The sequence below is a fragment of the Rhodobacter sp. P1_C2 genome, from assembly GCF_056406375.1.
Map to the genome: position 1 here is coordinate 134246 of NZ_JBFUAG010000009.1, position 26961 is coordinate 161206.

Consider the following 26961-nt stretch of genomic DNA (forward strand, 5'->3'; position numbering starts at 1 on the left):
AGACAGCCCCCGGCCGCCGGCGAAGCAAGCCGTCAGAAGCCGATCTTCCCCAAAACCGCCGACACTTCCGCCCCCTCCGCCATCGCCGACCGATAAAGCATGGCCTGACTCTGCAGGATCACCGCATCCGACAGCACCTTCAGGTGATTGGCCCGCAGGGTTTCCCCCGAAGAGGTGATGTCGGCAATCGCCTCCGCCGTCAGGTTCTTGACCGTGCCTTCCGTCGCCCCCTGGCTGTCGACCAGCTGGTAATCCGCCACGCCCTGCGCCGTCAGGTAATCCCGCACCAACCGGTGATACTTGGTGGCGATCCGCAGCCGGAAGCCGTGCTTTGCCCGAAACGCCGCCGCCGCCGCGTCCAGATCGTCGAGCGTATCGACATCGATCCAGGCCACCGGCACCGCGATGATGAGGTCAGCATGGCCAAAGCCCAGCGCCGCGACCTCCGACACCTGCCGGTCCCAATCCGCCAGCTTGTCGCGCACGAGGTCGGTGCCCGTCACCCCCAGGTCGATCCGCCCGGCCGCCAGCTCACGCGGGATCTCCCCGGCGGAAAGCATGACCAGCTCCACGCCCTCCACCCCCTCGACCACGCCGGCATATTCCCGCTCCGACCCGGTCTTGGCCATCTTCAGCCCGCGCGCGCCGAACCATTCGAAGGTCTTTTCCATCAGCCGGCCCTTGGAGGGCACCCCGATCTTGACCATCAGACCTCTCCCCGCAAAGCCGCCACCAGATGCGGCCGCAGGATGCCGCCGACCGCCGGGATCGACCGCCCCTGCCCCAGCACCGAGGTCAGCGCATCATAGCGCCCGCCCGAGGCCACGACCTCTGCGCCGTGCACGAAGCTGAAGACGAAACCGTCGTAATATTCCATCGCGGTCCGGCCATGGCTCGCCTCGAAGGCAAGGGTCTTCACATCGACGCCATGCCCCGCCAGCGCCTCCAGCCGGGTGGCAAAGCGGTCCACCGCCGAGACGATCGCCGGCAGATGCACCGAAATCCCGCGCAAATGCGCCAGCGCCGCGCCCGCAGGGGCCTGCAACTGCAAAAGGTCGTAAAGCATCGCCGCCTCCAGCGCCGAGATCGGCGCCGCCCCGGCATCTTCCAGCAAAGCCGCCGCCCGCGCCGCGATCTCTTCCGCCCCGCGCAGGCCGATCAAGGGCCCGGCGCTCGCAATCAGATCGGCGGGCGAGCCCGCCGCCAACCGCTCCAGCAAGGCGCCCCGCGCCGCAGGCATGGCCGCCCGGCCCGAGAAACGGTCCAGCAGGGCGCGAAAGCGCTGCGGCCGCCAGATGTGGCGCAGAAGCGCGGCCTTGCGCCGCGGGGTGGTGTCCAGCCCGCGCACGGCGGCCATCAGGATGCCGATATCCCCGGTCACCGCCCGCAGGGGCAGCCCCGCCAAAGCATCGCGGAACAGCGCGAAAACCTCGGCATCGGCGGCTCCCGGCGCCTCGCGGTCGAAGACCTCGAAGCCGACCTGCAGGTATTCGCTGGCCCGCTGGCCCAGGTGATCCTGCTTGCGAAAGACCTCGCCGCAGTAGCAATAGCGCGCCGGCTCCGCCCCGTCGGCCATATGGGCCTGCACGACCGGCACGGTGAAGTCGGGCCGCAGCATCATCTCGCCGCGCAAAGGGTCGGTGGTGACATAGGCCCGCGCGCGAATGTCCTCGCCGTAGAGGTCCAGAAGGGTGCCCGCCGGCAGCAGGATATCCGCCTCGACCGGCACCGCACCCGCCGCCTGAAAGCCCGCGAACAACCGGTCCGCTTCGGCCCGCACCTCAGCCTTGGAGATCATTGCCCCAGCATCCGCCGTACCGCCGCGACCAGTTCGGCACGCGGCACCTCGACCTGGGCGGGGCGGTCCTTCCATTCCTCCAAGGTGGCATTCTGGGCGATCTGCGCGCCAAGGATCAGGTCCTTGAGGATCACCACGCCCTTCTCCGCCTCGTTGCCGCCCTGGATGACCGCGACGGGCGACTGGCGCTTGTCGGCATATTTCAACTGGTTGCCGAAGTTCTTCGGATTGCCGAGGTAGACCTCCGCCCGGATGCCCGCCTGCCGGAGGTCGGCAACCATCCCCATGTAATCCGCCATCCGGTCGCGGTCCATCACGGTCACCACCACCGGCCCCGCGCTGTCGACCGAGACCCGCCCTTTGGCCCGCAAGGCGGCAAGCAACCGGTCCACCCCGATTGAGACCCCTGTCGCCGGCACCGCCTGCCCGGTAAAACGCTTGACCAGATCGTCATAACGCCCGCCGCCCGCAACCGAGCCAAAGGAGCGCTTGCGCCCCTTCTCATCCAGGATTTCAAAGGTCAGCTCGGCCTCGAAGACCGGCCCGGTGTAATAGCCAAGCCCCCGCACGACGCCCGGGTCCAGCAGGATCCGGTCCGCGCCATAGCCCTGCCGGTCCAGAAGCTCGGCAATCGTCTCCAGCTCCGCGACCCCTTCGGCGCCCAGAACCGAGGCCCCGATCAGCTCGCGCAGCCGCGCCACCGTGGCGATCCCGGTGTCGCGCCGGGCCGAGGTGAAGCCCATGACGACCTCGGCCTGCTCCGCCGACAGGCCCGCACCCTTGGTGAAATCGCCGCTCTCGTCGCGGCGCCCCTCGCCCAGCAGCGCGCGCACCCCGGCATCGCCGAGCCGGTCGATCTTGTCGATGGCGCGCAGGACGATGCCACGCTCCTCGAAGAAGCGCTCGGGGTCGGAAGGGTCGAGCACACCCGCCACCTCCATCACCCCGTTCAGAACCTTGCGGTTGTTGACCTTGACGAGGTAATCGCCGCGCTCGATCCCCACGGCTTCCAGGGCATCCGACAGCATCGCGCAGATCTCGGCATCCGCCGCGACCGAGGGCGCGCCCACCGTATCGGCGTCGCATTGGTAGAACTGGCGGAACCGCCCCGGACCCGGCTTTTCATTGCGCCAGACCGGCCCCATGGCATAGCGCCGGTAGGGCGAGGGCAGATCATTGCGATACTGCGCCGCCACCCGCGCCAGGGGGGCGGTCAGGTCATAGCGCAGCGCCAGCCAGTCGGCATCCTCATCCTGCCAGCCGAAGACGCCCTCGTTCGGGCGGTCGACATCGGGCAGGAACTTGCCCAGGGCCTCGACCGTCTCGACCGCGCTTGTCTCCAGCGGGTCAAAGCCATAGCGATGATAAACCTCGGCCACCTTGTCGAGCATCTGCTTGCGTTCGGTGACTTCCGCGCCGAAATAGTCGCGAAAGCCCTTCGGCGTCTCGGCGCGCGGGCGGCGGGCGGGTTTGTCCTGTGCCATGGGTAGCCCCTTCTCTGGTTGGGGGTTCCATAGCGGAGGGGCGGGCGCGCTTCAAGGACCGCGGGGGCGCCTTGGGCCGGCGGCCGGGGGTTTCACACCCCCGGACCCCCGTGGGATATTTATGGACCAATGAAGGGGCAAGAAGATGGACCGTTTCGAGGCACTGGAAGAAAAGGCCGCGCATCTGATCCGCGCGGTGGAGGATCTGTCCGACATGGTGACGCGTCAGGGCCGCGAGATCGACCGCCTGACCCGCATCGTGGGCCTGCTGGCCGAACGCGAGGCCGAACGCGAAGCCTCCGGCGGCGGCGCCCCGGAGGCGAACGTCCCGCCGCCGCATTGGTGAGGGGCGGCATCCCAATTTGCTCTTTGCCCAAATACTCCCGCCGGAGGCAAAAGCCCGAGCCGGTTGGCGCGCAGCGCCAGAGGCGAGACAAGGACTTGCGCCTCTGGCGCTCCTTTTCGCTCCGGCGCCGCAGCACCGGAGTGTCAGACCTCTTCCACCATCACCACCCCGCTCATCGCCTTGATGGCGCCGCGGATCTGCGGGGTCAGGGGATAGGGCTCGGGCAGGGTCAGGTCGATCTCGCGGCCCTGATCGTCGGGCACGCAAAGGGTGATCTGCGCCTTGTTGCGCCCCTCGACCTTGGCCAGCAATGCGGCCAGTGAGGGGATGGCCTCCGCCCGGTTCAGGTGAACCCGGATCGCCTGCGCCCCGGCGTCGGCCGCGACCTGATCGATCGGCTGGGCGGCGCGCGCCAGCAGTTTCAGCGTATCGCCTTCGAGATTGGCCTCGACCGTCAGGACCACGTTCATGCCGGGTTCAAGGTTGTCGCGCGCCGCCTCCAGCGTGTCCGAAAACACCGTCACCTCGTAAAGACCGGTCGGGTCCGACAGGCTGACGAAGGCAAACCGGTTGCCCTTGGCCGATTTCCTTTCCTGCTTGGCCGAGACCGAGCCTGCGATCTTGGCCACCAGCGGCCCGCGTTCGGCCAGCGCCGTGATCTCGGTCAGGGTCTTCACATCCTTGCGCTTCAAGGCCGACATGTAATCGTCCAAGGGATGGCCCGAGAGGTAGAAGCCGATCGCCTGATGCTCCTGCCCCAGCCGCTCCACCGGCAGCCAGTCGTCGCGGAAGGGCAGGCGCGGCTCGGGGATGTCGCTGCCGCTGTCACCGAAGAGCGAGACCTGGTTCGAGGCCTTGGCCTCATGGATCGCCGCCGAATAGGCCACCAGCGGGTCGAGCGCTTCAAACACCCGGGCGCGGTTCTGGTCCAACTCGTCAAAGGCCCCGGCGCGGGCGAGCATTTCCAGCGGCCTTTTCCCCACGCGCTTCATGTCCACCCGGCGGGCGAAGTCGAAAAGCGTGGCGAAGGGTTTGGTGCCCCTCGCTGCCACGATCAACTCCATCGCCTCGACACCGACACCCTTCAACGCGCCCAAGGCATAGATCACCTTGCCATCCCGCACGGTGAACTTCGCGAGCGAGGTGTTGACCGAAGGTGCCACCGTCACGATGCCAAGCTTGTTCACCTCGCGCTTGTAGACGGCGAGCTTGTCGGTCAGGTGCAAATCGCAGTTCATCACCGCGGCCATGAACTCGACCGGGTAATTGGCCTTGAGATAGGCCGTCTGGTAGCTGACCACTGCATAGGCGGCGGCATGGCTCTTGTTGAACCCGTAGTTGGCGAATTTCTCCAAGAGGTCAAAGACCTCGCCCGCCTTTTCCTTCGGCACGTTATGGGTCTTGGCCGCGCCTTCGATGAACTTCGGCCGCTCCTTGGCCATTTCCTCGGCGATCTTCTTGCCCATGGCCCGGCGCAACAGGTCGGCGCCGCCCAGCGAATAGCCCGCCATGACCTGGGCAATCTGCATCACCTGTTCCTGGTAGACGATGATGCCCTGGGTTTCCTTCAGGATATGGTCGATGGTCGGATGGATCGATTCCAGATCCTTCAGCCCGTTCTTCACCTCGCAATAGGTCGGGATATTCTCCATCGGGCCGGGGCGGTAGAGGGCCACCAAAGCCACGATATCCTCGATGCAGGTCGGCTTCATCCGCCGCAGCGCATCCATCATGCCAGAGCTTTCCACCTGGAACACCGCCACCGTCTTGGCGCTGGCGTAAAGTTCATAAGATGGTTTATCATCCAGCGGGATCAGGTTGATATCAAAGGATATTCCCCGCAGCCCCAGAAGCTCCATGCAGTTCTGGATCACCGTCAGCGTCTTCAGGCCCAGAAAGTCGAACTTCACCAGCCCGGCCGCTTCGACCCATTTCATGTTGAACTGGGTGGCCGGCATGTCCGACCGCGGGTCCTGGTACAGGGGCACCAGCTCGTCCAGCGGGCGGTCGCCGATCACCACCCCGGCAGCGTGGGTGGAGGCGTTGCGGTAAAGCCCCTCGATCTGCTCGGCAAAGCCGAGAAGGCGCCCGACGACCTCTTCCTTGGCCGCCTCGCGCAGGCGCGGCTCGTCGGCCAGGGCCTTGGTGATCGAGACGGGCTTGACCCCTTCCACCGGGATCATCTTGGACAGCCGGTCCACCTGGCCATAGGACATCTGCAAGACCCGGCCCACGTCGCGCACAGCGGCCTTGGACAGCAGCGCACCAAAGGTGATGATCTGCGCCACCTTCTCGCGCCCGTATTTCTTCTGCACATACTGGATCACCTCTTCCCGGCGATCCATGCAGAAATCGATGTCGAAGTCGGGCATCGAGACGCGTTCGGGGTTCAGGAACCGCTCGAACAGCAGGGCATAGCGCAAAGGGTCAAGGTCGGTGATCGTCAGCGCATAGGCCACCAGCGAGCCCGCGCCCGAACCCCGCCCGGGACCTACCGGAATCCCGTGATCCTTCGCCCATTTGATGAAATCGGCCACGATCAGGAAATAACCCGGAAAGCCCATCTTCTCGATGATGTTCAGCTCGAAATCCAGCCGCGCCTGATATTCCTCGGGCGTCACCGCATGGGGGATGATGGCAAGCCGCGCCTGCAACCCCTCATTGGCCTGACGCCGCAGTTCCTGCACCTCGTCATCGGCGAATTTCGGCAGGATCGGCTTGCGCTTGTAGGTCGCAAAGGCGCAGCGCTGCGCGATTTCCACCGTATTCTCGATCGCTTCCGGAAGGTCGGCGAAAAGCGCCGCCATCTCGGCCTCGGATTTGAAGTAATGCTGTGCGGTCAGACGGCGGCGCGGCTGGGTCTGGTCGACATAGGCCCCCTCGGCGATGCAGATCATCGCGTCATGCGCGAGATACATCTCCGACTTCGGGAAATAGACATCATTGGTCGCAACCAAAGGCAGGCCCAGATCATAGGCCAGATCGACCATCGCCGCTTCCGAGGCCGCCTCCCCCTCGGGCAAGGCGCCGCCCTCGCCCGGATGGCGCTGCAATTCGACATACAAACGCCCCGGATAGGCCCGCGCCCAGCGCTCCAGCAGCGCCCGCGCCTTCGGCAGATGCCCGGCCAGAACGCTCCGCCCCAGGGGGCCGTCGGCGCCCCCGGTCAGGCAGATCAGCCCCTCGGCATGGGCGTCCAGATCCTCCAGCGTCACCTGCGGCAGCGCACCGCCCTTGTCGATATAGAGGCAGGAGTTCAGCTTCATCAGGTTCAGGTAACCCGCCTCGTTCTGCGCCAGCAGGACGATCGGCGCCGGGCCTTTCACCTTCTCGCCCGGGGCCGCCACCTCATAGGTGACCGAGACCTGGCAGCCCACGATCGGCTGCACCCCCTCGCCCAGGGCGCTCACGGAAAATTCCAGCGCCGCGAACATGTTGTTGGTGTCGGTGACCGCCACGGCGGGCATCTCGGCGGCCTTGGCCAGCTTGATCAGCTTCTTGACCGGAACCGCCCCTTCCAGAAGGGAGTGTTCGGTATGGACGCGCAGGTGGATGAATCGGGGCTTGCTCATCGCCCCAATCTAGCCACCCGCCCCCCGAATGAAAACCTTTGCCCGCAGCTTTGCCCAATTTCCCGCCATTCTCCCCCAAAGCCGGAAAGAGCTTTCGCCGCCGCTTGAAAGGTTCCTCTGGACAGGCGGCGCCGCCTGTCCTTCAATCACCCAGAAAGCCCGGCCCCTTTCCGCCGCATCGGGGGGCCAGAAGGATCGCACGGAAAGCGGCAGGACATATCATGGCTCAGGTCGCGTTTCTTCTGAACGGAGCCCCCGTCCACCTTGACGACGTGGACCCCACCCGCACCCTGCTCGATCACCTGCGCGAAAGCGCCGGGCTGAAGGGCACGAAGGAGGGCTGCAACGAGGGCGACTGCGGCGCCTGCACCGTCATGGTGACGGATGAGGCCGGCTCCCGCGCGCTCAATTCCTGCATCCTCTTCCTGCCGCAACTCGCCGGCAAGGCCGTCCGCACGGTCGAAGGCCTCTCCGGCCCCAAGGGCGAACCCCACCCGGTGCAAGAGGCGATGGTCACCCACCACGGCAGCCAATGCGGCTTCTGCACCCCCGGTTTCGTGGTCTCGATGGCGACCGCGCACCTGAACGCCGACACCGACCATGACACGACGCTCGCCGGCAACCTCTGCCGCTGCACCGGCTACGCCCCGATCCTGCGCGCCGCCAAGGCCGCCGAGGCCGCTCCCATCCCAGGTTGGATGCAAACCGACCTGCGCTTCATCCAGACCGAAATATCCTCCGGGGTTCCCAAGGGGACGGAAAGTCCCCTTGGCGAGGGGGGTTTGGGGGGGCGAGAAGCCCCCCCAAACTTCCGGCCGACGAACAGCGACGCCCTCGCCGACTGGTACCTGCAAAACCCTGACGCCACCCTGATCGCCGGCGCCACCGATGTCGGCCTCTGGGTCACCAAGCAACTGCGCAGCCTCTCCCCCCTGGCCTTCCTGGGTGCCATCGAAGACCTCGCCCATATCGAACGCCAGGGCGGCCAGCTCCACATCGGCGCCGGGGTGACGATCGAGGTGCTGCGCAAGGCGCTCCTGCCGCATCACCCCTCCTTTGCCGAGATGCTGCGCCGCTACGCCTCCACGCAAGTCAGGAACGCCGCCACGATCGGCGGCAATATCGCCAATGGCTCGCCGATCGGCGACGGCCCGCCCGCGCTGATCGCCTTAGGCTGCACCCTCCACCTGCGCCGCGGCGACGAGATGCGCTCGATCCCGCTGGAAAGCTTCTTCCTCGACTACCGCAAACAGGACCGCCGCCCCTCGGAATTCGTGGCCGGCCTCTCGATCCCCGAACACGCCCCGAATTTGCGCTGCTACAAGATCTCCAAGCGCTTCGATCAGGACATCTCCGCCGTCTGCGGCTGCTTCAACCTGACCCTCGCAGGCGGCAAGGTCACCGAGGCCCGCATCGCCTTTGGTGGCATGGCCGGCATCCCCAAACGCGCCTCTGCCGTCGAAGCGGCCCTCATCGGCCAGACCTGGACGCTGGACACCGTCACCAAGGCCCTGCCCGCCTTCGCGCAGGATTTCCAGCCGATGACCGACATGCGCGCCTCTGCCGCCTACCGCCTGCAGACCGCGCAGAACCTGCTGACCCGCTATTTTCACGACCTCGCCGGAACCCCCGTCAACGTGCTGGAGGTGCAGCCATGACCATCGGCGCCGCCCTCCCGCATGATTCTGCCCCGCTCCATGTCACCGGCCAGGCGCGCTATGTCGATGACGTGCCGCTGCCCGCCGGCGCCCTCCATCTCGCCTTTGGTCTTTCGACCGAGGCCCATGCCGAAATCACCAGCCTTGACCTCGCCCCCGTCCGCGCCGCGCCGGGTGTCGTTGCCGTCTTCTCGGCCGCAGATTTCCCCGAGATGCCCGACCTCTCCCCCTCCACCCATGACGAGCCCTTCCTGGCCCTAGGCGAGGTGCATTACGTCGGTCAGGCCATCTTCCTCGTCGTGGCCGAAACCCATCTCGCCGCCCGCAAGGCCGCCCGCCTCGCCCGCATCACCTACCGCGCCCTGCCTGCCCTCCTGACCGTCGAAGACGCCCTCGCCGCCAATTCCCGCTTCGAATCCGGCCCGATCCTCTGGACCCGTGGCGACCTCTCCGCCATGAGCCAAGCCCACACGATCGTCGAAGGCAGCTTCGAGGTCGGCGGGCAGGAGCATTTCTACCTCGAAGGCCAGGTGGCAGCATGCATCCCGCAGGAGGATGGCATGCACATCATCTCCTCCACCCAGCATCCCACGGAAATTCAACACAAAGTCGCCCATGCCCTGCACCTGCCGATGTCGGCGGTCAGGGTCGAGATGCGGCGGATGGGCGGTGGTTTCGGCGGCAAGGAGAGCCAGGGCAATGCGCTGGCCGTCGCCTGCGCCGTGGCCGCCCACGCCACCGGCAAGCCTTGCAAGATGCGCTATGACCGCGACGATGACATGGTCATCACCGGCAAGCGCCATGACCTCAAGATCCGCTACAAGGCCGGCGCCGATGCGACGGGCAAACTCATCGCCGTCGATTTCCAGCACCTCTTCCGCTGCGGCTGGAGCCAGGATCTCTCGCTGGCCGTAGCCGACCGCGCCATGCTCCATGCCGACAATTGCTACTGGATTCCGAACATCCGCATCGAATCCCATCGCCTCAAGACCAACACCCAAAGCGCCACCGCCTATCGCGGCTTTGGCGGCCCGCAAGGCATCATCGGGATCGAGCGGGTCATCGACCACCTCGCCCACGCCCTGAACCTCGACCCGGTCACGGTCATGCAGCGCAACCTTTATGCGCCGATGGGCACGCGCCCGCAGACCACCCCCTACGGGATGGAGGTGGAGGACAGCATCACCGACAAGATCCTGGACACCCTCACAAAATCCGCCGATTACACCGAACGCAAGGCCAGGATCGCCGCCTTCAACGCCACCTCGCCGATCCTGAAGAAGGGCATCGGCCTGACCCCGGTCAAATTCGGCATCTCCTTCACCCTGACCTGGCTCAACCAGGCCGGGGCGCTGGTCCATGTCTACCAGGACGGTTCCGTCATCGTGAACCACGGCGGGGCCGAGATGGGCCAGGGTCTGAACCAGAAGGTGGCCCAGGTCACCGCCCATGTCTTCGGCCTGACGGCGGCTCAGGTGAAGATCACCGCCGCCGATACCGCCAAGGTGCCCAACACCTCGGCCACCGCCGCCAGTTCCGGCTCTGACCTCAACGGCAAGGCGGCAGAGGCCGCCGCAATCACCATCCGCGACCGCATCGCCGCCTTCCTCGCCGAAAAGCACCAGGTCAGGCCCGAAACCGTCCGCTTTCAGGACGGCATGGTGCGGGTCGCCGGCGAAAGCTACGACTTCGCCCGCGCCGTCAACTGGGCCTATCAGGCGCGCGTCTCCCTAAGCTCCACCGGCTTTTACGCCACCCCCAAGATCACCTGGGACCGCATCAAGGGCCAGGGCCGCCCCTTCCTCTACTTCGCCTATGGCGCCGCGGTGACCGAGGTCGTCATCGACACGCTCACCGGCGAAAACCGCATCCTGCGCGTCGATATCCTGCATGACACCGGCAATTCCCTGAACCCCGCGCTGGATATCGGCCAGATCGAGGGCGCCTATGTGCAGGGTGCGGGCTGGCTCACCACCGAGGAACTGGTTTGGAACGCCAAGGGCCATCTGACCACCCATGCGCCCTCGACCTACAAGATCCCCGCCGTCTCGGACCGGCCCGATATCTTCAACGTCACCCTCTGGACCGATCCGAATATCGAGGACACGGTGGGCAAGTCGAAAGCCGTGGGCGAGCCGCCCTTCAACCTCGGCATCTCGGCCCTGATGGCGCTTTCCCACGCCGTTTCCGCCTGTGGTCCCGCCTATCCCGCCCTCGACGCCCCCGCCACGGCAGAGCGGGTGCTGGCCGCCGTCACCCGGGTCAGAAATGTTTGACCTCGCCGCCCTGACCGAGGCCGTCGTGGCCCATGGCCGCGTCGCCCGGGTGGTGATCGCCGCCCACGACGGCTCCGCCCCGCGCGAGACGGGGACCGCCATGCTCATCTGGGCCACCGGCCAATCCGGCACGATCGGCGGCGGTGCCTTGGAGCACCAGGCCACAATCGCCGCCCGCAATGCCTCCACTACCACCGTCACCCGCATCCCCCTCGGCCCCGCGCTTGGCCAATGCTGCGGCGGCGCCGTCACCCTGGTGACCGAGGTTTTTGACGCCGCCACCCTGCCCCAAGGCCCGATCTGCGCCCGCAGCCTCGACGGTGCGCCCATGCCGCTGTCGGTCAAGCGCCTGCTCGACCGCGCCAGGGCGCAGGGCGTTTTGCCGCAGACCCAACTGCTGCAAGGCTGGCTGATCGAGGCGGTTGCGCAGCCCACCCGCCACCTCTGGCTCTGGGGTGCGGGCCATGTCGGCCGCGCGATTGCCGAGGTCATGGCCCCCCTGCCCGACCTCGCCATCACCTGGATCGACATCGCCCCCGACCGCTTCCCCGAGACGCTGCCGCCGGGTGTCACCGCCCTCCCAGCTCCTGATCCAGCCCTTGCCGTGGCCCTCGCCCCGCCCGAGGCCGAGCATCTGATCTTGACCTTTTCCCACAATCTCGACCTTGAACTCTGCCACCGCCTGCTGAACCATGGCTTTTTGCGATGTGGCCTGATCGGAAGCGCCACCAAATGGGCCCGCTTCCGATCGCGCCTTGCCGCCCTCGACCACAGCCCGGCAGAGATCGCCCGCATCACCTGCCCGATCGGCGACCCCGCCCTCGGCAAACACCCGCAAGCCATCGCCCTCGGCGTCGCCACGGCCTTCCTGAAGGCCGCAGCCCCCTTGGCCGCAGTGCAGGCCCGCTGAGGCGTGAAAAACCCGGTTTCCGGGTTAACAAAAGATGAAGATTTTTAGCAATACCCAGCAATATCAATCCACTAACCAAGATTGCACGCGTGCAATCCCGGCTTGACGCGGCCCCGCCATCCCCGCAAAGTCAGGCCAAACTCAAGGGGCAACCATGTTCGACCTGATCCTGCGCCAAGCCAACCTCCCCGACGGTCGCAAAGGCCAGGACATCGCCATCGCCGGAGCCAAGATCGCCGAGGTCGCCCCCAGGATCGAGGCCGAGGCCCGCGAGGAAATCGACTGCTCCGGCCGCCTCGTCACCCCGCCCTTCATCGACCCCCATTTCCACATGGACGCGACCCTCTCCCTCGGCCTGCCCCGGATGAACCGCTCCGGCACGCTTCTGGAAGGCATCGCCCTCTGGGGGGAACTCCGCCCCTCCCTCACCGTCGAGGCTCTCGTCTCCCGCGCCCTGAAATACTGCGACCTCGCCGTGACCCAGGGCCTGCTTGCGGTGCGGACCCATGTCGACACCTCCGACCCGCGCCTCGTGACGGTGGAGGCGATGCTGGAGGTCAAGCGCCAGGTTGCCCCCTACCTTGACCTGCAACTCGTGGCCTTCCCGCAGGACGGCTACTACCGAGCCAAGGAGGGCGTCGCCTCCCTGACCCGGGCGCTCGACATGGGCGTCGATATCGTCGGCGGCATCCCGCATTTCGAACGCACGATGGAAGACGGCCGCGCCTCGGTCGAGGCCCTCTGCCGCATCGCCGCCGACCGCGGCCTGCCCGTCGACATGCACTGCGACGAGACCGACGATCCCCTGAGCCGCCATGTCGAAACCCTGGCGGCAGAGACCGTCCGCTTCGGCCTGCAAGGCCGCGTCGCAGGCTCGCACCTGACCTCGATGCATTCGATGGACAATTACTACGTCTCCAAACTGATCCCCCTGATCGCCGAGGCGGGGATGAACGTCATCCCCAATCCCCTGATCAACATCATGCTCCAAGGCCGCCACGACACCTACCCCAAGCGCCGCGGCATGACCCGGGTGAAGGAGATGATGGCGGCGGGGATCAACGTCTCCTTCGGGCATGACTGCGTGATGGACCCCTGGTATTCGATGGGTTCGGGCGACATGCTGGAGGTCGGCCACATGGCGATCCACGTCGCCCAGATGGCCGGGCTGGAGGAGAAATCCGCGATCTTCCAGGCGCTGACCACCAACTCCGCCAAGACGATGGGGCTGGAGGGCTACGGCCTGACCCCCGGCTGCCACGCCGACCTCGTCCTTCTGCAAGCCCGCGACCCCGCCGAGGCCTTGCGGTTGAAGGCGGCCAAGCTGGCGGTGATCCGGCGCGGCAAGGTCATCGCCCGCACCGCCCCCCGGATCGGGCAATTGTTCCTCGATGGAAGACCGCAAGCCGTCGATCCCGCCACAGGCTTTGCGCCGGAGTACTGAGCCGCCAAGCCCTTGCGGGCGCTGGGTTAATCCCTGAACTTTGGCGCAAAGCGGCGGTCTGCCTTGGGTCTTTCTTCGGTCTTCCTTCCGTCTCTACGCGCGGGGCTAAAAGGCGGCGTTAACCGTGATTTTACGCATCAGGGAGAGGTTGAAAGGAAGCAAGATGAAGAATGGCAATCAAGGCATTGATTAAATTTCGTTTATTGATGATCGCGGGAATGCGCGACGCCCGTCCTTGCATCAGTTGAATTGTCTTCGGAGGAATTGCATTGACCAGCCCCACGCCTCTGTTGATCGCTTTCCTACTGGCCTTGTCAACGATTGCGCAGTCCGGCCTGGCTTCGCCTCTGGCGGATGAACACTGTAAACCCATCGACATCCCAAGTGCGTTCGTTGGGCGGGGCGGGATGGACTTGGACAAAAGCCACGCAACCCTTGCCTAAGCGACAGCCGTCCTTCAGCAGGCTTTGAAACGAGGCGATTGCAGGCCATGTCCCGCAGAGAGATATGCTTGGGCCGACTTTGTTCAACAGGAAATCGGGTCGGACCAGGATCCCTCCCGCCTTGCGCCTGCAATGTATCAAAGGCTCGCACGTCAGTATAGCGCAGAGGGCCTTTCTTTGGCACAGGCGGACTACAAGGCTTCATGCCTAACGGCGGGCTAGAAAACCTGCGGTGCCTGCCCGCGACCCCGCCGAGGCCTTGCGCCTCAAGGCCGTCAAACTCGCCGTCATCCGCCGCGGCAAGATCATCGCCCGCACGGCGCCGCGGATCGGGCAGTTGTTCCTCGACGGCAGACCGCAAGCCGTGGACGCGGCCACGGGGTTTGCGCCAGACTACTGAGCCTCCCGCTTCAGATCCAGCCAAAGCTCGCCGCGCCGGTAGCCGCCCGTGACCAGATACCCGGGCGTTGCAACCTCGGGATGGGTCTCGGCCCAATCGCGATAGCGGTCGTTGGTGACGATCCTCGCCCCGACCTTGCGCGCCGAGGCGAGCAGGAGAGGGTCCGCCGGCGTGCCCTTGCCGGCCACGAAGACGCGCGCGCCGGGCAGGCCCAGAACATGGGCCAGGTCATTGTCATCCACATACCGGCCCAGCAGCTTGTAGCCGACATTGGCATCGAAAACCACGCCGGGGGTGAAGCCGAGTGCATCAAGGCGGCCCAGCACCTCGCAGAGCGTGGCGATCTGTGGCGTGCCGTCTTTCCAGTGCATCACGTTCGATCCGTCGACCAGGATCCAGCGCTCCTTGACCGGTGCCCGCTTCGGTGCCCGCGCCGCTCTCCGCGCCCGGACCAGAAGCACAAAGAGGCTGAGAAGGATGCCAAGCGCCGAAAGCCAGATCCGGTCCGGCGGCAGGTAGCCGGCCCATGCGGTCAGCAGGCCGGCCACGGAAATCACCAGAAGAAGAAACGGCACGACCATGCGTCAAGCCTGACATGCAACCGTAGGATGGGCAATACTGCCCATCTTGGCTAATCCCAGGCGCCTTCGTGGACCGCGGCCGCCTCGGCCTCCAGCATCGGGCCGATCACCTCGACCTGGCGCTGACCGGCGGCAAAGACGATGTGGCAGGGCAGGTCCAGCGTCGGGTTTTCCGGGTGGTCGCCGGTGATCTTCTTCAGATCCTTCTCGGTCAGCCCGAAGACCACGCGCTTCAGCCCGGTCCAGTAGATCGCCCCGGCGCACATCGCACAGGGTTCGGCCGAGGTGTAGATCGTACACTCCTTCAGCAAATCCCTGGGCAGCGTGGTCGAGGCGCGGGTCATCAGCACGCGCTCGGCATGGCCGGTCATGTCATGGTCGGGCATATAGGCGTTGTGCTGGGTCATCAGCACGGTTCCGTCCGGGCCAACCAGGATCGAGGCGAAAGGATGGTTGCCCGCCGCCCGCGCCTTGGCGGATTCGGCGATGGCGCGGCGCAGAAAGGCTTCATGGTCGAGTTCGGCTGCGGGCATGGGTCTCTCCCTTCAAGGTTTCGCCAAGAGTTGCCGCCTTTGCCGGTTCTGGCAAGTCCACCCCTCAGCCGCGCCAGACAAGGGTCGCCCGGATTTCGGGCAATTGCCCTCAACTTGGGCAGATATCGCAAGGCTTCCGCGGGAAGACCTTGTTTCGCGGCAGGGTTCCGGTCTAGGCTTGGCCCAGAAAACAGCCGCAAAAGACGGCTGAACCAGCGGCTTTCGGGGGATTTTCTTGGGAAAAGCATGGCTTTGGCGGGACAGCGGCGAAGGTGCGGCGCCGGGCCGGGCCGACTTGTACCGCTTTCAAGAAGCTGCTTCAAATTCCGGCTACATATACAAGAACGCCGCCTTTGGTCATCACTTTTCAATCCCTGACCCGTCCCGACCCTGCCCCAATCCTGCGCCCTCGGGCCACTACAATCTGCCCTGACCTACGGAGTGCCGATGCAAAGCCCTGACGCCCGCCTTCAGCTGACCGGCATCACCAAGCGGTTTCCCGGGGTTCTGGCCAATGACCATGTCAGTTTCTCGGTCAAGCCGGGCGAGATCCATGCGCTTCTGGGCGAGAATGGGGCGGGCAAGTCCACTCTCGTCAAGATGATCTACGGCATCATGCAGCCCGACGAGGGCGAGATCCGCTGGGATGGCCAGCCCTTGACGGTCGCCAACCCCAAGGCCGCCCGCAAGCTGGGCATCGGCATGGTCTTCCAGCATTTCAGCCTGTTCGAGGCGATGACGGTGCTGGAGAACATCGCCCTCGGCATGGATGCCAAGATCCCGGCGCGCGAGTTGGAAAGCAAGATCCTCGCCGTGATGGGCCAATACGGGCTGAAGCTGGAACCGCACCGCATCGTCTCCACCCTGTCGGTGGGCGAGCGTCAGCGGATCGAGATCGTCCGCGCGCTTCTGCTCAACCCCAAGCTTCTGATCATGGACGAGCCGACCTCGGTCCTGACCCCGCAGGAGGTGGATCAGCTGTTCATCGTGCTGCGCAAGCTGGCGGCCGAGGGCTGTTCGATCCTCTACATCAGCCACAAGCTGCATGAGATCAAGGCGCTCTGTGACACCGCCACCATCCTGCGCGGCGGCAAGCTGGTGGATACCTGCGATCCCAAGGTGGAGACCTCGCGCTCGATGGCCGAGAAGATGATCGGCGGCAGTCTGAAGGATATCCAGCGCGGCGACGGGCGGGAGTTCGGCGCACCCAAGCTGGTGGTCAAGGCGCTGTCGATGCCGGCTGACGGCCCCTTCGGCACCGCCTTGAAGGACATCAGCTTCACCGTCCGCGCCGGGGAGATTTTCGGCATCGCGGGCGTGGCCGGCAATGGGCAGAACGCGCTGTTGCTGGCCCTGTCGGGCGAGGAGCCCAATGTCTCGGCCGACAGCGTCAGCGTCGATGGCGCGGCGCTTGGCCAGATGAAGGCGCGCGAGCGGCGGGCCAAGGGGGTCGCCTCGGTCCCCGAGGAGCGCAACGGCCATGCCGCCGTGCCGGTGTTTTCTTTGGCCGACAATGCGATCCTGACCGCGCGCGACCGGCTGGGCATGGTGCGGGCCGGGCTGATCGACCCGAAGGCCGCGCGGACCTATGCCGGCGAGGTGATCGAGGCCTTTGCCGTCAAGGCCACCGGACCGGGGGCCATGGCCGAAAGCCTGTCGGGCGGCAATCTGCAGAAATACATCATGGGCCGCGAGATCCTGCAGCGCCCGCAGGTTCTGGTGGTCAGCCAACCGACCTGGGGCGTCGATGCGGGCGCGGCCTCGGCCATCCATCAGGCCCTGGTCGACCTTGCCGCGACCGGATCGGCCATCGTGGTGATCAGCCAGGATCTGGACGAACTTCTCAGCCTTTGCGACACTTTGGCCGTGATCAACGGCGGGCACCTGTCGAAACCGATGAAGGTGTCAGAGGCCAAGATCGACGAGATCGGCCTCTTGATGGGCGGCATCCACGGCGAAACCGCAAGCGGGGAGATCGCCCATGCGCATTAAACTGGAAAAACGCCGCGAGCCGAGCATGGCGATGCTGGTGATCACGCCGGTGGCTTCGGTTCTGCTGACCATGCTGATCGGGATCGTGGTCTTCGACCTCATCGGCATCAAGGGCTTCCGGGCGGTGGTGGATATCTTCCTGTCCCCCCTGCTCAACAGCTACAAATGGCAGGACGTGGCGCTGAAGGCGGCGCCCTTGATCATCATTGCGCTGGGTCTGTCGGTGGGCAACCGGGCACAGGTCTGGAACATCGGGGCCGAGGGGCAATATGTGATCGGGGCGCTTTGTGCGGCGGGGGTCGGCATCGGCTTCGGGGCGACGGGCGGCTTCTTCGTCGTGCTCTTGATGATCCTTGCCGCGATCCTCGGCGGCGCGATCTGGGCCGCGGTCCCGGCGATCCTGCGCACCAGGTTCAACGTGAACGAGATCCTGTCCAGCCTGATGCTGACCTATGTCGCGTTGCAGGTGCTGGGCTATCTGGTCGGCGGGCCGTGGAAAGACCCCAACGGGCGCAACTTTCCTGCCACGGCGCCCTTGGCCGACAGCCAGAGCCTGCCGGTCTGGCCCGGCTCGACCGTGCATCTGGGCGTGTTGGTGGCGCTGATCCTGCCCTTCGTCTTCTGGGTCATCATGGCGCGGTCGGAGTTCGGCTATCAGGTCCGGGTCGTAGGCTCCTCCCCCATCGCGGCGCGGCATGGCGGGTTCGACGCCAAGCGGACGATCTGGGCGACGCTGACCCTGAGCGGCGCCATGGCCGGGCTGGCCGGCGGGCTGGAGTTTGCCGGCGTCCTGCACAAGATCGACCTTGGCTTTCCCTCGGGCTATGGCTTCACCGCGATCATCGTGGCCTTCCTTGGCCGGTTGAACCCGCTCGGCTGCCTTCTGGCCGGGACGGTTCTGGCGGTGACTTACGTTGGCGGGCAGATGGCGCAGACCTCGGTCCATATTCCGAACTCCACCGCCGGGATCTTTCAGGCGATGATGCTGTTCTTCATCCTGGCCAGCGACATCCTGGTGCGCTACCGCGTCCGGCTGGTGCCTTCGGCCAAACATGCAACCAAGGCGGGGGTCTGAGATGTCCTTTGGCGAAATCCTCGCATTCTTCGTCACTTACGGCATTCCCGCCATCATCACCGTGGTCGGGCTGACCACGCCGATCCTGCTGGCGGGCCTTGGTGAACTGGTGGTGGAGAAATCCGGCGTCCTCAACCTCGGGGTCGAGGGGATGATGCTGGTCGGCGCCATTTCCGGCTTTGGCGTCACGGTGATGACCTTCAACCCCTGGATGGGCGTCCTGGGCGCGGCCGCGGGGGGCGCGCTGGCAAGCATGCTGTTTGCGGTGCTGGTCCTGCAGCTCAATTCCAACCAGGTGGCGACGGGGCTGGCGCTGACGATCTTCGGCACGGGGCTGTCGTCGCTTCTGGGCCTCAGCTTCACCGGGCGGATCGTGGTGCCCTTCCTGTCGGTCTTTCCGGCCAGCCTGGCGAAAGACCCGATCTGGCAGCTGTTCTTCGGCTATTCGCCCATCGTCTATTTCGCCCTGATCATGGTGCCCTTGACGGCCTGGTTCCTCAAATCCACCCGCGCCGGGCTGATCCTGCGCGCGGTGGGGGAGAACGACCTCTCGGCCCATTCGATCGGCTATTCGGTGGTCAAGGTCCGCTATGCTGCCATCGCCTTCGGCGGCGCCATGGCGGGGATCGGCGGTTGCTATTTCAGCATGGTCATCACGCCGATGTGGGCCGAGAAGATGACGGCGGGGCGCGGCTGGATCGCGCTGGCGTTGGTGGTCTTCGCCGGCTGGCGCACCGGGCGGCTCTTGGCAGGCGCCTATTTCTTCGGCATCCTGATGGCCTTGGAGCTTTACGCCAAAGCCGCAGGATTCTCGTTCTTGCCCAGTCAGTTCTGGGCCGCTATGCCCTATGCCATGACCGTGGTTGCCCTGTCTTTCATCTCGTCCCGCGGCACGGCGGGGGCCAATGCGCCCGCTTGCCTTGGCAAACCGTTCCTTCCATCATCCTAATAAGAAACCAACAGGAGAGTCTGATGACCAAAATCTCTCGGCGCACGCTGATGAAAGGGGCCGGTGTTGCCGCCCTTTCCACCCTGGCCAAACCCGCGCTGGCGGCCGACAAGGTGAAGATCGGCTTCGTTTTCCTCGGCCCGATCGGCGACTATGGCTGGACCTGGGCGCATAACAAGGGCCGCGAGCAGGTCGAAAGCGAATTGGGCGATCAGGTCGAGACGATCTATGTCGAGAACGTCGCCGAAGACGCCAGCGCCATCCCGGTCATGCGCGATCTGGCGCAGCAGGGCTGCAAGCTGATCTTCACCACCTCTTTCGGCTATATGGACCAGACGATCCAGGTCGCGGGCGAGTTCCCGGACGTGAAGTTCGAACATTGCACCGGCTACAAGCGGGCCGACAACGTGTCGACCTACAACTCGAAATTCCACGAGGGCCGCGCCGTTCTGGGCACCATCGCGGGCAAGATGTCGAAAGAGGGCGTGCTGGGCTATCTCGGCTCCTACAAGGTGCCGGAGGTGGTCCTGGGCGTGAACTCCTTCTGCCTGGCCGCGCAGAAGCAGAACCCGAAGGCGACCGTGAAGCTCGTCATGATCGACAGCTGGTTCGACCCGCCGAAAGAGGCCGCCGCGACCGAGACGCTGATCAACCTCGGCTGCGACATCGTCACCACCCATACCGACAGCCCCGGCCCGCTGCAGATCCTGGAGCAGAAGGGCCTGCATGGCTTTGGCCAGGGCGCCGACATGTCGACCTTTGCCCCGAACGCCCATCTGACCGCGATCGAGGATATCTGGGGCCCCTATTACGTCGAACGCGCCAAGGCGATCCTCGACGGGTCGTGGAAATCGGCCGACACCTGGGACGGGTTCAAGGAAGGCACCGTGGTCATCGCGCCCTATTCCAAGGACGTGCCAGCCGATGTGGCCAAACTCGCCGATGACGTGCAGGCGGGCTACAAGGCCGGGACCTACGACATCTTCACCGGCCCGATCTATGACCAGGACGGCAAGCTGCGCGTGAAGGAGGGCGAGGTGATGGCGCTGGCCGACCTCGCGGTGATCGACTGGTTCGTCAAGGGCGTCGAAAGCGCCTCGTAAGAGGTTCTGAAATTTCGGAAAGGCCCGCCCCGTGCGGGCCTTTTTGCTTTGGGAAGATGGGCAGATTGCCCATCCTACCGGACAGGGGGGCGCCTGTGGCTGGCCTGCGCCTCCGGCGGGAGTATTTGGGCAAAGAGCAAAGGGGCATTGCGCGTGCCGGGTTTGTTCGGGCGCGCTGGTCGATCGGGCCAGCGCGGCCTGCCACCTTTATCAAGGGCGATGCCGCCGGGCGGTAGGATGGGCAATCTGCCCATCTTCCCGGACTTTGTCCCCGGCTTGTGTCTTCGGGCAAAGCGTGGAAGGACTTGGCGAAAATGGGGATCATCATGGACGCGGAATTCCTGATCATCGGCGGCGGCATCGCCGGGGTTTCGGCGGCGGCGCGGCTGGCGCCTGCGGGCAAGGTCGTGCTGCTCGAGGCCGAGGCGGCGCTGGCGCATCATGCCTCGGGCCGGTCGGCGGCACTTTACGAGCCGCGTTACGGGCTGGCGCCGGTGGTGGGCCTGTCGATGGCCTCGGGCGATTATCTCCGCGGGGTGCCGGGGGTACTGGCGCCGCGCGGGTTGATGGTGCTGGGCCGGGCCGATCAGGCGGAGGATTTCGCCCGCGAGATTGCCGACCTCGGAGTCGCGGCCATTTCGGTGGAGGAGGCGCGGGCCCTGGTGCCGATCCTCAACCCCGAGATGGTGGCCTTTGCGGCGCTGGCCGACCATGCCTGGGACATCGACACTGACCTTCTGCTGCAGGGCTTTGCCCGCACCGCCAGGGCACATGGCGCGGAGATCCGTCTCAATGCCCGCGTCACCGCGATTGCGAAGATCCCGGGCGGCTGGCGCGTCACGGCGGGCGGGCAGGAGATCACCGCGCGGCTCATGCTCAACGCGGCCGGGGCCTGGGTGGACGAGGTGGCGAAGCTTGCGGGCGTGGCGCCCCTGGGATTTCAGCCCAACCGCCGCTCGATGGCGCGGATCCCGGCGCCGGGCGGGCATGACGTCTCGACATGGCCGATGATCTTCGGCTGTGGCGAAAGCTGGTATGCCAAGCCGGATGCCGGGGCCTTGATCGTCTCGCCGGCCGAGGAGCATCCGATGGACCCGCATGACGCCTGGGCCGATGACATGGTGCTGGCCGAGGGCCTCGCCCGCTATGAGGAGATGGTGACCGAGCCGGTGACCCGCCTTCTCAGCTCCTGGGCGGGCCTCAGGACCTTTGCGCCGGACCGGGTGCTGGTGATCGGGCCGGATGTGGCGGAGCAGGCCTTCATCTGGCTGGCGGGGCAAGGCGGTTACGGCTTTCAGACCTCGCCCGCGGCAAGCCAGCTGGTCGCCGACCTGACGTTGGGCCGCGTGCCGGAGCTGGAGCCGGCCCTGGTGGCGCAGCTTTCCCCTGCCCGCTTTACCCGTTAGTCCGGCGCCTTCAGGATCAGGTCGGCGAGGCGCTGCGAGGCGGCGGTAAGCGAGACCTTCTGCCGTGTGATCAGCCCGAAAGGCTCCACCTCGATGCCAAGGTCGATCGGCAGGAGGGCGAAGGCCGCGCCCTCCCCCGTGGCGAACTGCGCCGCCGAGGCGCGCGACATCGCGGCAATCCCGTCGGATTTGTGCAGCATGGCCAGCGTCAGAAGGAAGGACGCGGTCCAGAGCCGCTGCGTCGGCTTGGGCAGGCCGAGGCTGTGCAGCCGGGCATGGACGCTGCGGGTCAGCAGCGATTCCGGCCCCGGCATCACCCAGTCATAGGCCAGGGTCTCGCTCGCCTGCAGGACGGTGTTCTGCGCCAGAAGCGGATGGCCGCTGCGCACCATCAGGGCCACCGGCTCCACCTCGATCGGCACGAAGGTCAGCGCCTCGGTCCGCGGGCCCTCGGGCAAGCGGCCCACGGCGAAATCGAGGCGCCCGGCGAGTAGCTGTTCGCACAGGACATCGGAGGGCGAGACCACGACCTCCACCGTCACATTGGGGTGATGGAAGGCCTCGTCCTGCAGGGCCGGCAGAACCCGGTCGAGCGCGGGGCCAGTCACGGCGCCTATGCGGACATGGCCGACACCGCCCATCGCGATCTCGGCCAGGTCGCGGGCGGCATCGTCCAGCTCCAGCCGCACGCGCTGTGCCCGCAAGGCCAGCGCCCGGCCCATCGCTGTCAGCCCGACCCCGCGCCCGGTGCGTTCATGCACCGCCGCCCCGATGATCCCCTCGATCTCGCCCACCAGCCGCGAGGCCGCCGGTTGCGAGATGCCGATCAGGCTGGCCGCCTTGGTCAGCTGTTCGGATTCCGCCAGCGCCGCCAAAAGCCTCAGGTGGCTGAACTTCAGCCCCTTGCGCAGCAGGCTGTCAGAGCGGTGAACTTGAGACATAACCAATTCGCCATGTTTTCATTCTAAAACATCATTTGACTGATATACTTTGGCGTTGCAACTGTCGCCAGACGAAGACGACGGAAAAACCGCCGTTTCGTAAGGTTTTCGCCGCAAGAGGGTTGCGGCCTGGGAGGACTACTCATGAATATTTCTAGACGTGCGCTTCTGGCGCTGGTTGGCGCGACTTCGGCCACGACGATCATTGGCATGCCGGCTTTCGCCGCCAGCAAGGGCACGATCGGCATCGCGATGCCCACCAAATCCTCGACCCGCTGGATCCATGACGGCGAATCGATGGTCGCGCAGTTCAAGGAAGCGGGCTACGACGCTGACCTGCAATATGCCGAAGACGATATCCCGACCCAGCTGAGCCAGATCGAGAACATGATCACCTCGGGCGTCAAGGCCCTGATCGTGGCCGCGATCGACGGCACCACCCTGTCGAACGCGCTGGCCAACGCCGCCGCTGCCGGCATCAAGGTCGTGGCCTATGACCGCCTGATCCGTCAGTCGGGCGATGTCGACTTCTACACCACCTTCGACAACTTCCAGGTTGGCGTCCTGCAGGCGACCTCGCTGGTCAACGGCCTGAAAGAGCGTTTCCCGGACGTGAAGCCGTGGAACGTCGAACTCTTCGGCGGCTCGCCGGACGACAACAACGCCTTCTTCTTCTTCGACGGCGCCATGTCCGTCCTGAAGCCGATGATCGACGCCGGCGAGATCGCCGTGCCGTCGGGTCAGATGGACATGAAGGTCTGCGGCACCCTGCGTTGGGACGGTTCGGTCGCGCAAGCCCGTATGGACAACCTTCTGTCCTCCAACTACGGCGACAAGAAGCTGCACGGCGCGCTGTCGCCCTACGACGGTCTGTCGATCGGCATCCTGTCCTCGGTCAAGGGTGTGGGCTATGGCTCGGGCGATCTGAAGATGCCGATCGTCACCGGTCAGGACTGCGAAATCCCGTCGATCAAGTCGATCATCGCGGGCGAGCAGTATTCCTCGATCTTCAAGGACACCCGCGAGCTGGCCAAGGTCACCGTCAAGATGGTCGACACCGTCCTGTCGGGCGGCACGCCGGAAGTCAACGACACCAAGACCTATGACAATGGCGTCAAGGTCGTGCCGTCCTACCTTCTGAAGCCGGTTCCGGTCGACAAGTCCAACTACGAGGCCGTCCTCGTCGGTTCGGGCTATTACACCGCAGACCAACTGAAGTAATCTGCTAGACTGAAAGACGGATCATGGCCGCAGCCCAGGATCGGGCCGCGGCCATGTTGCCCTTCATCGGGGCCTCATGCGGGGGAATGAATGTCGACACTTCTGGAAATGCGCGGGATCAGCAAGGTTTTCCCCGGCGTGCGCGCCCTGGATCACGTCGATCTGACCGTCAAGGCCGGCGAGATCCATGCGATCTGCGGCGAGAATGGCGCGGGAAAATCGACGCTGATGAAGGTGCTGTCCGGGGTCTACCCCGTCGGCTCCTATGGCGGCGAAATCTACTATGACGGCAAGCTGCTGGAGAATCGCTCGATCCGCGACAGCGAAGAGAAGGGCATCATCATCATCCACCAGGAGCTGGCCCTGGTGCCGCTTCTGTCGATTGCCGAAAACCTGTTTCTGGGCAACGAGATCGCAAGCAATGGCGTGATCAACTGGCCCCTCGCCTTCCAGAAGACCGAGGCCCTGCTGAAGAAGGTCGGCCTGGACGAACCGCCGGGCACCAAGATCGAAAAGCTCGGCGTCGGCAAGCAGCAGCTGATCGAGATTGCCAAGGCCCTGGCCAAGGATGTGCGCCTGCTGATCCTCGATGAGCCGACCGCGGCCCTGCAGGAGAACGACAGCCAGAAGCTGCTCGACCTGATGCTGGAACTGCAGAATCAAGGGGTCACCCAGATCATCATCAGCCACAAGCTGAACGAGATCTCGCGCGTGGCCGACCGGATCACGGTGATCCGGGACGGGGCGACCGTCTCGACGCTGGATGCCGAAGACATTTCCGAAGCGCGGATCATCCGCGACATGGTGGGCCGCGACATGGCGCACCGCTATCCCGAACGCACCCCCAAGATCGGCGAGACGCTGATGGAGGTCACGAACTGGAACGTCTGGCATCCCGAACAGCATCAGCGCCAGATGATCAAGAACGCCTCCTTCACCGTCGCCAAGGGCGAGATCGTCGGCATCGCGGGCCTGATGGGCTCGGGCCGGACCGAGCTTGCCATGTCGATCTTCGGCCGCAGCTATGGCCGCAACATCTCGGGCCAGGTCAAGCTGGGTGGCGCGGTTGCCGATACCTCGACCGTCTCGAAGGCGATCAAGTCGGGTCTGGCCTATGTGACCGAGGACCGCAAGACGCTGGGCCTGATCCTGGAAGAGCCGATCCTGCGCAACATCAGCCTCGCCAACCTCTTCGGCATTTCCAAGAACGGCATCCTGAACCACCCGCGCGAACAGAAGGTGGCCGAGGATTACCGCAAGGCGCTGGCGATCCGCACGCCGGATGTGAACCAGAAGGTGGTGAACCTGTCGGGCGGCAACCAGCAGAAGGTGGTCCTGTCGAAATGGCTCTTCGCCGATCCGCAGGTCCTGATCCTCGACGAGCCGACGCGCGGCATCGACGTGGGGGCCAAGTTTGAAATCTACGGCATCATGAACGAACTGGCCGCGCAGGGGCGTGGCGTGGTGATGATCTCGTCGGAAATGCCCGAGCTTCTGGGCATGTGCGACCGGATCTATGTGATGTCCGAGGGCGAGCTTGTGGGCGAGCTGACCCGCGAGGAAGCCAGCCAGGAAAAGATCATGAGCCTGATCCTGAAGGGCCATGACGACAGCGAAGTGCAAAGCGGGGGAATGGTGGCATGATGGCTGCAACAAAAGAGAGCAAGGGCGCGGGCGCCATTCTGGGCGGCCACCTGCGCGAGAACGGCATGTTGCTGGCGCTGGTCGCCATCGTGGTCTTCTTCACGGTCATGCTGAAGATGGACGGGAAGGACTTCCTGAACTCGGCCAATATCACCAACATCTTCCTGCAGAACGGCCATGTGATCATTCTGGCCCTCGGGATGCTTCTGGTCATCGTCTCGGGCCATATCGACCTGTCGGTCGGCTCGGTCGCGGCCTTCACGGGTGCTGCTTCGGCCTGGATGACGATCAACCTTGGCCTGCCCTTCTATGTGGTGATCCCGGCGACCCTGGTGGTCGGCGGTCTGATCGGCGCCATGCAGGGTTATTGGGTGGCCTATTGGCGCATCCCCTCCTTCATCGTGACCCTGGCCGGCATGATGGTGTTCCGCGGTGCGACGATGTGGCTGCTCAGCGGGCAGAACATCGGCCCCTTCCCGCCGGCCTTCCAGGCCATGGCCAACGGCTTCGTCCCCGATATCTTCGGCATCGGCAAGCCCAATGGGCTGGCGCTGGCCGCCATCGTCGTGGCGATCATGGCAACCTTCTGGGCCGGCTTCCGGGCCCGGGCGCGCGATATGGAATTCGGCACCGAGCCGGAGCCGATGGGATTCTTCATCGGCCGCAGCCTGATCATCTCGGCCGGTGTGGCCTTCGTCGGCTGGCAGCTGGCCTATTTCCGTGGCTTGCCGGATGTCATGGTCATCCTTGTCGTGCTGACCATCCTCTACGCCTTCTTCACCGAGAACACGACGCCCGGCCGCCGCATCTATGCGCTTGGCGGGAACGAGAAGGCCGCCAAGCTTTCGGGCATCCGCACCGACCGCCTGGTCTTCTTCTGCTTCGTCAACATGGGCGTTCTGGCGGCCTTGGCCGGGATGGTCGTGACGGCGCGCCTGAACTCGGCCACGCCCAAGGCCGGCACGGGCTTCGAGCTGGACGCCATCGCCTCGGTCTTCATCGGCGGCGCGTCGATGACGGGCGGTTCGGGCAAGATCGTCGGCGTCGTGGTCGGTGCGCTGATCATGGGCGTCATGAACATGGGCATGTCGATCCTCGGCGTGGGCATTGAATACCAGATGATGATCAAGGGGTTGGTCCTGCTGATTGCCGTGATCTTCGACGTTTACAACAAATCCAAGTAAG

21 protein-coding genes are annotated in these 26961 nt (G+C 65.3%); 14 read left to right on the forward strand and 7 right to left on the reverse strand.

The window, feature by feature from the left end; genetic code table 11:
• Positions 1 to 32 precede the first annotated feature (32 nt).
• From hisG to hisS, 3 genes are read right to left on the reverse strand one after another with little or no spacing between them, the layout of a single operon-like run.
• Positions 33 to 710 (reverse strand): ATP phosphoribosyltransferase, encoded by a 678-nt coding sequence (gene hisG, locus AC1DZT_RS16535; protein WP_478007859.1) that lies wholly within the window; start codon positions 708 to 710, stop codon positions 33 to 35.
• Positions 707 to 1798, reverse strand: a complete 1092-nt coding sequence (locus AC1DZT_RS16540; protein ID WP_478007741.1) for an ATP phosphoribosyltransferase regulatory subunit — start codon at positions 1796 to 1798, stop codon at positions 707 to 709. Before AC1DZT_RS16540 ends, hisG begins: the two co-directional genes overlap by 4 nt.
• Complete coding sequence (hisS, locus tag AC1DZT_RS16545; protein WP_478007742.1) at positions 1795 to 3282, reverse strand: histidine--tRNA ligase; 1488 nt, start codon at positions 3280 to 3282, stop codon at positions 1795 to 1797. The genes AC1DZT_RS16540 and hisS overlap by 4 nt, the downstream gene beginning before the upstream one ends.
• Positions 3283 to 3427: 145 nt before the next feature.
• Between hisS and AC1DZT_RS16550 the strand changes: the two genes are divergently transcribed.
• Complete coding sequence (locus AC1DZT_RS16550; RefSeq protein ID WP_478007743.1) at positions 3428 to 3628, forward strand: SlyX family protein; 201 nt, start codon at positions 3428 to 3430, stop codon at positions 3626 to 3628.
• Between the two features lie 143 nt (positions 3629 to 3771).
• On the opposite strand, the gene dnaE is transcribed toward AC1DZT_RS16550, so the two are convergent.
• A complete protein-coding gene (gene dnaE / locus AC1DZT_RS16555) occupies positions 3772 to 7200 on the reverse strand; it encodes a DNA polymerase III subunit alpha (RefSeq protein WP_478007744.1) in 3429 nt (1142 codons plus the stop codon).
• Between the two features lie 221 nt (positions 7201 to 7421).
• Between dnaE and xdhA the strand changes: the two genes are divergently transcribed.
• From xdhA to AC1DZT_RS16580, 5 genes are all read left to right on the forward strand, one after another.
• Complete coding sequence (gene xdhA, locus AC1DZT_RS16560) at positions 7422 to 8858, forward strand: xanthine dehydrogenase small subunit (RefSeq protein ID WP_478007745.1); 1437 nt, start codon at positions 7422 to 7424, stop codon at positions 8856 to 8858.
• On the forward strand, positions 8855 to 11134 hold the full coding sequence (gene xdhB, locus AC1DZT_RS16565) for a xanthine dehydrogenase molybdopterin binding subunit (RefSeq protein ID WP_478007746.1): 2280 nt from the start codon (positions 8855 to 8857) through the stop codon (positions 11132 to 11134). Before xdhA ends, xdhB begins: the two co-directional genes overlap by 4 nt.
• Positions 11127 to 12044, forward strand: a complete 918-nt coding sequence (xdhC, locus tag AC1DZT_RS16570) for a xanthine dehydrogenase accessory protein XdhC (protein WP_478007747.1) — start codon at positions 11127 to 11129, stop codon at positions 12042 to 12044. The genes xdhB and xdhC overlap by 8 nt, the downstream gene beginning before the upstream one ends.
• 154 nt (positions 12045 to 12198) lie before the next feature.
• Positions 12199 to 13488 carry an amidohydrolase family protein gene (locus tag AC1DZT_RS16575; RefSeq protein WP_478007748.1) on the forward strand — a complete coding sequence of 430 codons (1290 nt, stop codon included), beginning with the start codon at positions 12199 to 12201 and terminating at the stop codon, positions 13486 to 13488.
• A gap of 675 nt (positions 13489 to 14163) precedes the next feature.
• The gene (locus AC1DZT_RS16580; RefSeq protein WP_478007749.1) at positions 14164 to 14331 is read left to right on the forward strand and encodes a hypothetical protein; all 168 of its coding nucleotides are present in this window, start codon (positions 14164 to 14166) and stop codon (positions 14329 to 14331) included.
• On the opposite strand, the gene AC1DZT_RS16585 is transcribed toward AC1DZT_RS16580, so the two are convergent.
• Entirely contained in the window at positions 14325 to 14912 is a 588-nt protein-coding gene (locus AC1DZT_RS16585; protein WP_478007750.1) for an NYN domain-containing protein, read from the reverse strand. The two genes, AC1DZT_RS16580 and AC1DZT_RS16585, sit on opposite strands and share 7 nt — an antisense overlap.
• A 50-nt stretch (positions 14913 to 14962) precedes the next feature.
• Entirely contained in the window at positions 14963 to 15445 is a 483-nt protein-coding gene (locus AC1DZT_RS16590) for a nucleoside deaminase (RefSeq protein WP_478007751.1), read from the reverse strand.
• Positions 15446 to 15892: 447 nt separating this feature from the next.
• Between AC1DZT_RS16590 and AC1DZT_RS16595 the strand changes: the two genes are divergently transcribed.
• From AC1DZT_RS16595 to AC1DZT_RS16615, 5 genes are all read left to right on the forward strand, one after another.
• Positions 15893 to 17437 carry an ABC transporter ATP-binding protein gene (locus AC1DZT_RS16595; protein WP_478007752.1) on the forward strand — a complete coding sequence of 515 codons (1545 nt, stop codon included), beginning with the start codon at positions 15893 to 15895 and terminating at the stop codon, positions 17435 to 17437.
• Positions 17427 to 18512, forward strand: a complete 1086-nt coding sequence (locus tag AC1DZT_RS16600) for an ABC transporter permease (RefSeq protein WP_478007753.1) — start codon at positions 17427 to 17429, stop codon at positions 18510 to 18512. Before AC1DZT_RS16595 ends, AC1DZT_RS16600 begins: the two co-directional genes overlap by 11 nt.
• A gap of 1 nt (position 18513) precedes the next feature.
• On the forward strand, positions 18514 to 19461 hold the full coding sequence (locus AC1DZT_RS16605; RefSeq protein ID WP_478007754.1) for an ABC transporter permease: 948 nt from the start codon (positions 18514 to 18516) through the stop codon (positions 19459 to 19461).
• A 23-nt stretch (positions 19462 to 19484) separates the two neighbouring features.
• A complete protein-coding gene (locus AC1DZT_RS16610; RefSeq protein ID WP_478007755.1) occupies positions 19485 to 20564 on the forward strand; it encodes a BMP family ABC transporter substrate-binding protein in 1080 nt (359 codons plus the stop codon).
• Positions 20565 to 20890: 326 nt separating this feature from the next.
• Complete coding sequence (locus AC1DZT_RS16615; protein WP_478007756.1) at positions 20891 to 21970, forward strand: NAD(P)/FAD-dependent oxidoreductase; 1080 nt, start codon at positions 20891 to 20893, stop codon at positions 21968 to 21970.
• On the opposite strand, the gene AC1DZT_RS16620 is transcribed toward AC1DZT_RS16615, so the two are convergent.
• On the reverse strand, positions 21967 to 22911 hold the full coding sequence (locus tag AC1DZT_RS16620) for a LysR family transcriptional regulator (protein WP_478007757.1): 945 nt from the start codon (positions 22909 to 22911) through the stop codon (positions 21967 to 21969). The two genes, AC1DZT_RS16615 and AC1DZT_RS16620, sit on opposite strands and share 4 nt — an antisense overlap.
• A gap of 210 nt (positions 22912 to 23121) precedes the next feature.
• Here AC1DZT_RS16620 and chvE point away from each other — a divergent pair, with 210 nt between their 5' ends.
• From chvE to mmsB, 3 genes are all read left to right on the forward strand, one after another.
• The gene (gene chvE, locus AC1DZT_RS16625; RefSeq protein ID WP_478007860.1) at positions 23122 to 24132 is read left to right on the forward strand and encodes a multiple monosaccharide ABC transporter substrate-binding protein; all 1011 of its coding nucleotides are present in this window, start codon (positions 23122 to 23124) and stop codon (positions 24130 to 24132) included.
• Between the two features lie 90 nt (positions 24133 to 24222).
• Complete coding sequence (gene mmsA, locus AC1DZT_RS16630; protein ID WP_478007758.1) at positions 24223 to 25776, forward strand: multiple monosaccharide ABC transporter ATP-binding protein; 1554 nt, start codon at positions 24223 to 24225, stop codon at positions 25774 to 25776.
• Positions 25773 to 26960 (forward strand): multiple monosaccharide ABC transporter permease, encoded by a 1188-nt coding sequence (gene mmsB, locus AC1DZT_RS16635; protein WP_478007759.1) that lies wholly within the window; start codon positions 25773 to 25775, stop codon positions 26958 to 26960. Before mmsA ends, mmsB begins: the two co-directional genes overlap by 4 nt.
• Position 26961 lies beyond the last annotated feature (1 nt).

What these genes read in the sequence shown, in the direction of transcription:
- AC1DZT_RS16540 (WP_478007741.1), bottom strand. Translation starts at nt 1,798, where the DNA reads ATGATCTCCAAGGCTGAGGTGCGGGCCGAAGCGGACCGGTTGTTCGCG.
- hisS (WP_478007742.1), bottom strand. Translation starts at nt 3,282, where the DNA reads ATGGCACAGGACAAACCCGCCCGCCGCCCGCGCGCCGAGACGCCGAAG.
- AC1DZT_RS16550 (WP_478007743.1), top strand. Translation starts at nt 3,428, where the DNA reads ATGGACCGTTTCGAGGCACTGGAAGAAAAGGCCGCGCATCTGATCCGC.
- dnaE (WP_478007744.1), bottom strand. Translation starts at nt 7,200, where the DNA reads ATGAGCAAGCCCCGATTCATCCACCTGCGCGTCCATACCGAACACTCC.
- xdhA (WP_478007745.1), top strand. Translation starts at nt 7,422, where the DNA reads ATGGCTCAGGTCGCGTTTCTTCTGAACGGAGCCCCCGTCCACCTTGAC.
- xdhB (WP_478007746.1), top strand. Translation starts at nt 8,855, where the DNA reads ATGACCATCGGCGCCGCCCTCCCGCATGATTCTGCCCCGCTCCATGTC.
- xdhC (WP_478007747.1), top strand. Translation starts at nt 11,127, where the DNA reads ATGTTTGACCTCGCCGCCCTGACCGAGGCCGTCGTGGCCCATGGCCGC.
- AC1DZT_RS16575 (WP_478007748.1), top strand. Translation starts at nt 12,199, where the DNA reads ATGTTCGACCTGATCCTGCGCCAAGCCAACCTCCCCGACGGTCGCAAA.
- AC1DZT_RS16585 (WP_478007750.1), bottom strand. Translation starts at nt 14,912, where the DNA reads ATGGTCGTGCCGTTTCTTCTTCTGGTGATTTCCGTGGCCGGCCTGCTG.
- AC1DZT_RS16590 (WP_478007751.1), bottom strand. Translation starts at nt 15,445, where the DNA reads ATGCCCGCAGCCGAACTCGACCATGAAGCCTTTCTGCGCCGCGCCATC.
- AC1DZT_RS16595 (WP_478007752.1), top strand. Translation starts at nt 15,893, where the DNA reads ATGCAAAGCCCTGACGCCCGCCTTCAGCTGACCGGCATCACCAAGCGG.
- AC1DZT_RS16600 (WP_478007753.1), top strand. Translation starts at nt 17,427, where the DNA reads ATGCGCATTAAACTGGAAAAACGCCGCGAGCCGAGCATGGCGATGCTG.
- AC1DZT_RS16605 (WP_478007754.1), top strand. Translation starts at nt 18,514, where the DNA reads ATGTCCTTTGGCGAAATCCTCGCATTCTTCGTCACTTACGGCATTCCC.
- AC1DZT_RS16610 (WP_478007755.1), top strand. Translation starts at nt 19,485, where the DNA reads ATGACCAAAATCTCTCGGCGCACGCTGATGAAAGGGGCCGGTGTTGCC.
- AC1DZT_RS16615 (WP_478007756.1), top strand. Translation starts at nt 20,891, where the DNA reads ATGGACGCGGAATTCCTGATCATCGGCGGCGGCATCGCCGGGGTTTCG.
- AC1DZT_RS16620 (WP_478007757.1), bottom strand. Translation starts at nt 22,911, where the DNA reads ATGTCTCAAGTTCACCGCTCTGACAGCCTGCTGCGCAAGGGGCTGAAG.
- chvE (WP_478007860.1), top strand. Translation starts at nt 23,122, where the DNA reads ATGCCGGCTTTCGCCGCCAGCAAGGGCACGATCGGCATCGCGATGCCC.
- mmsA (WP_478007758.1), top strand. Translation starts at nt 24,223, where the DNA reads ATGTCGACACTTCTGGAAATGCGCGGGATCAGCAAGGTTTTCCCCGGC.
- mmsB (WP_478007759.1), top strand. Translation starts at nt 25,773, where the DNA reads ATGATGGCTGCAACAAAAGAGAGCAAGGGCGCGGGCGCCATTCTGGGC.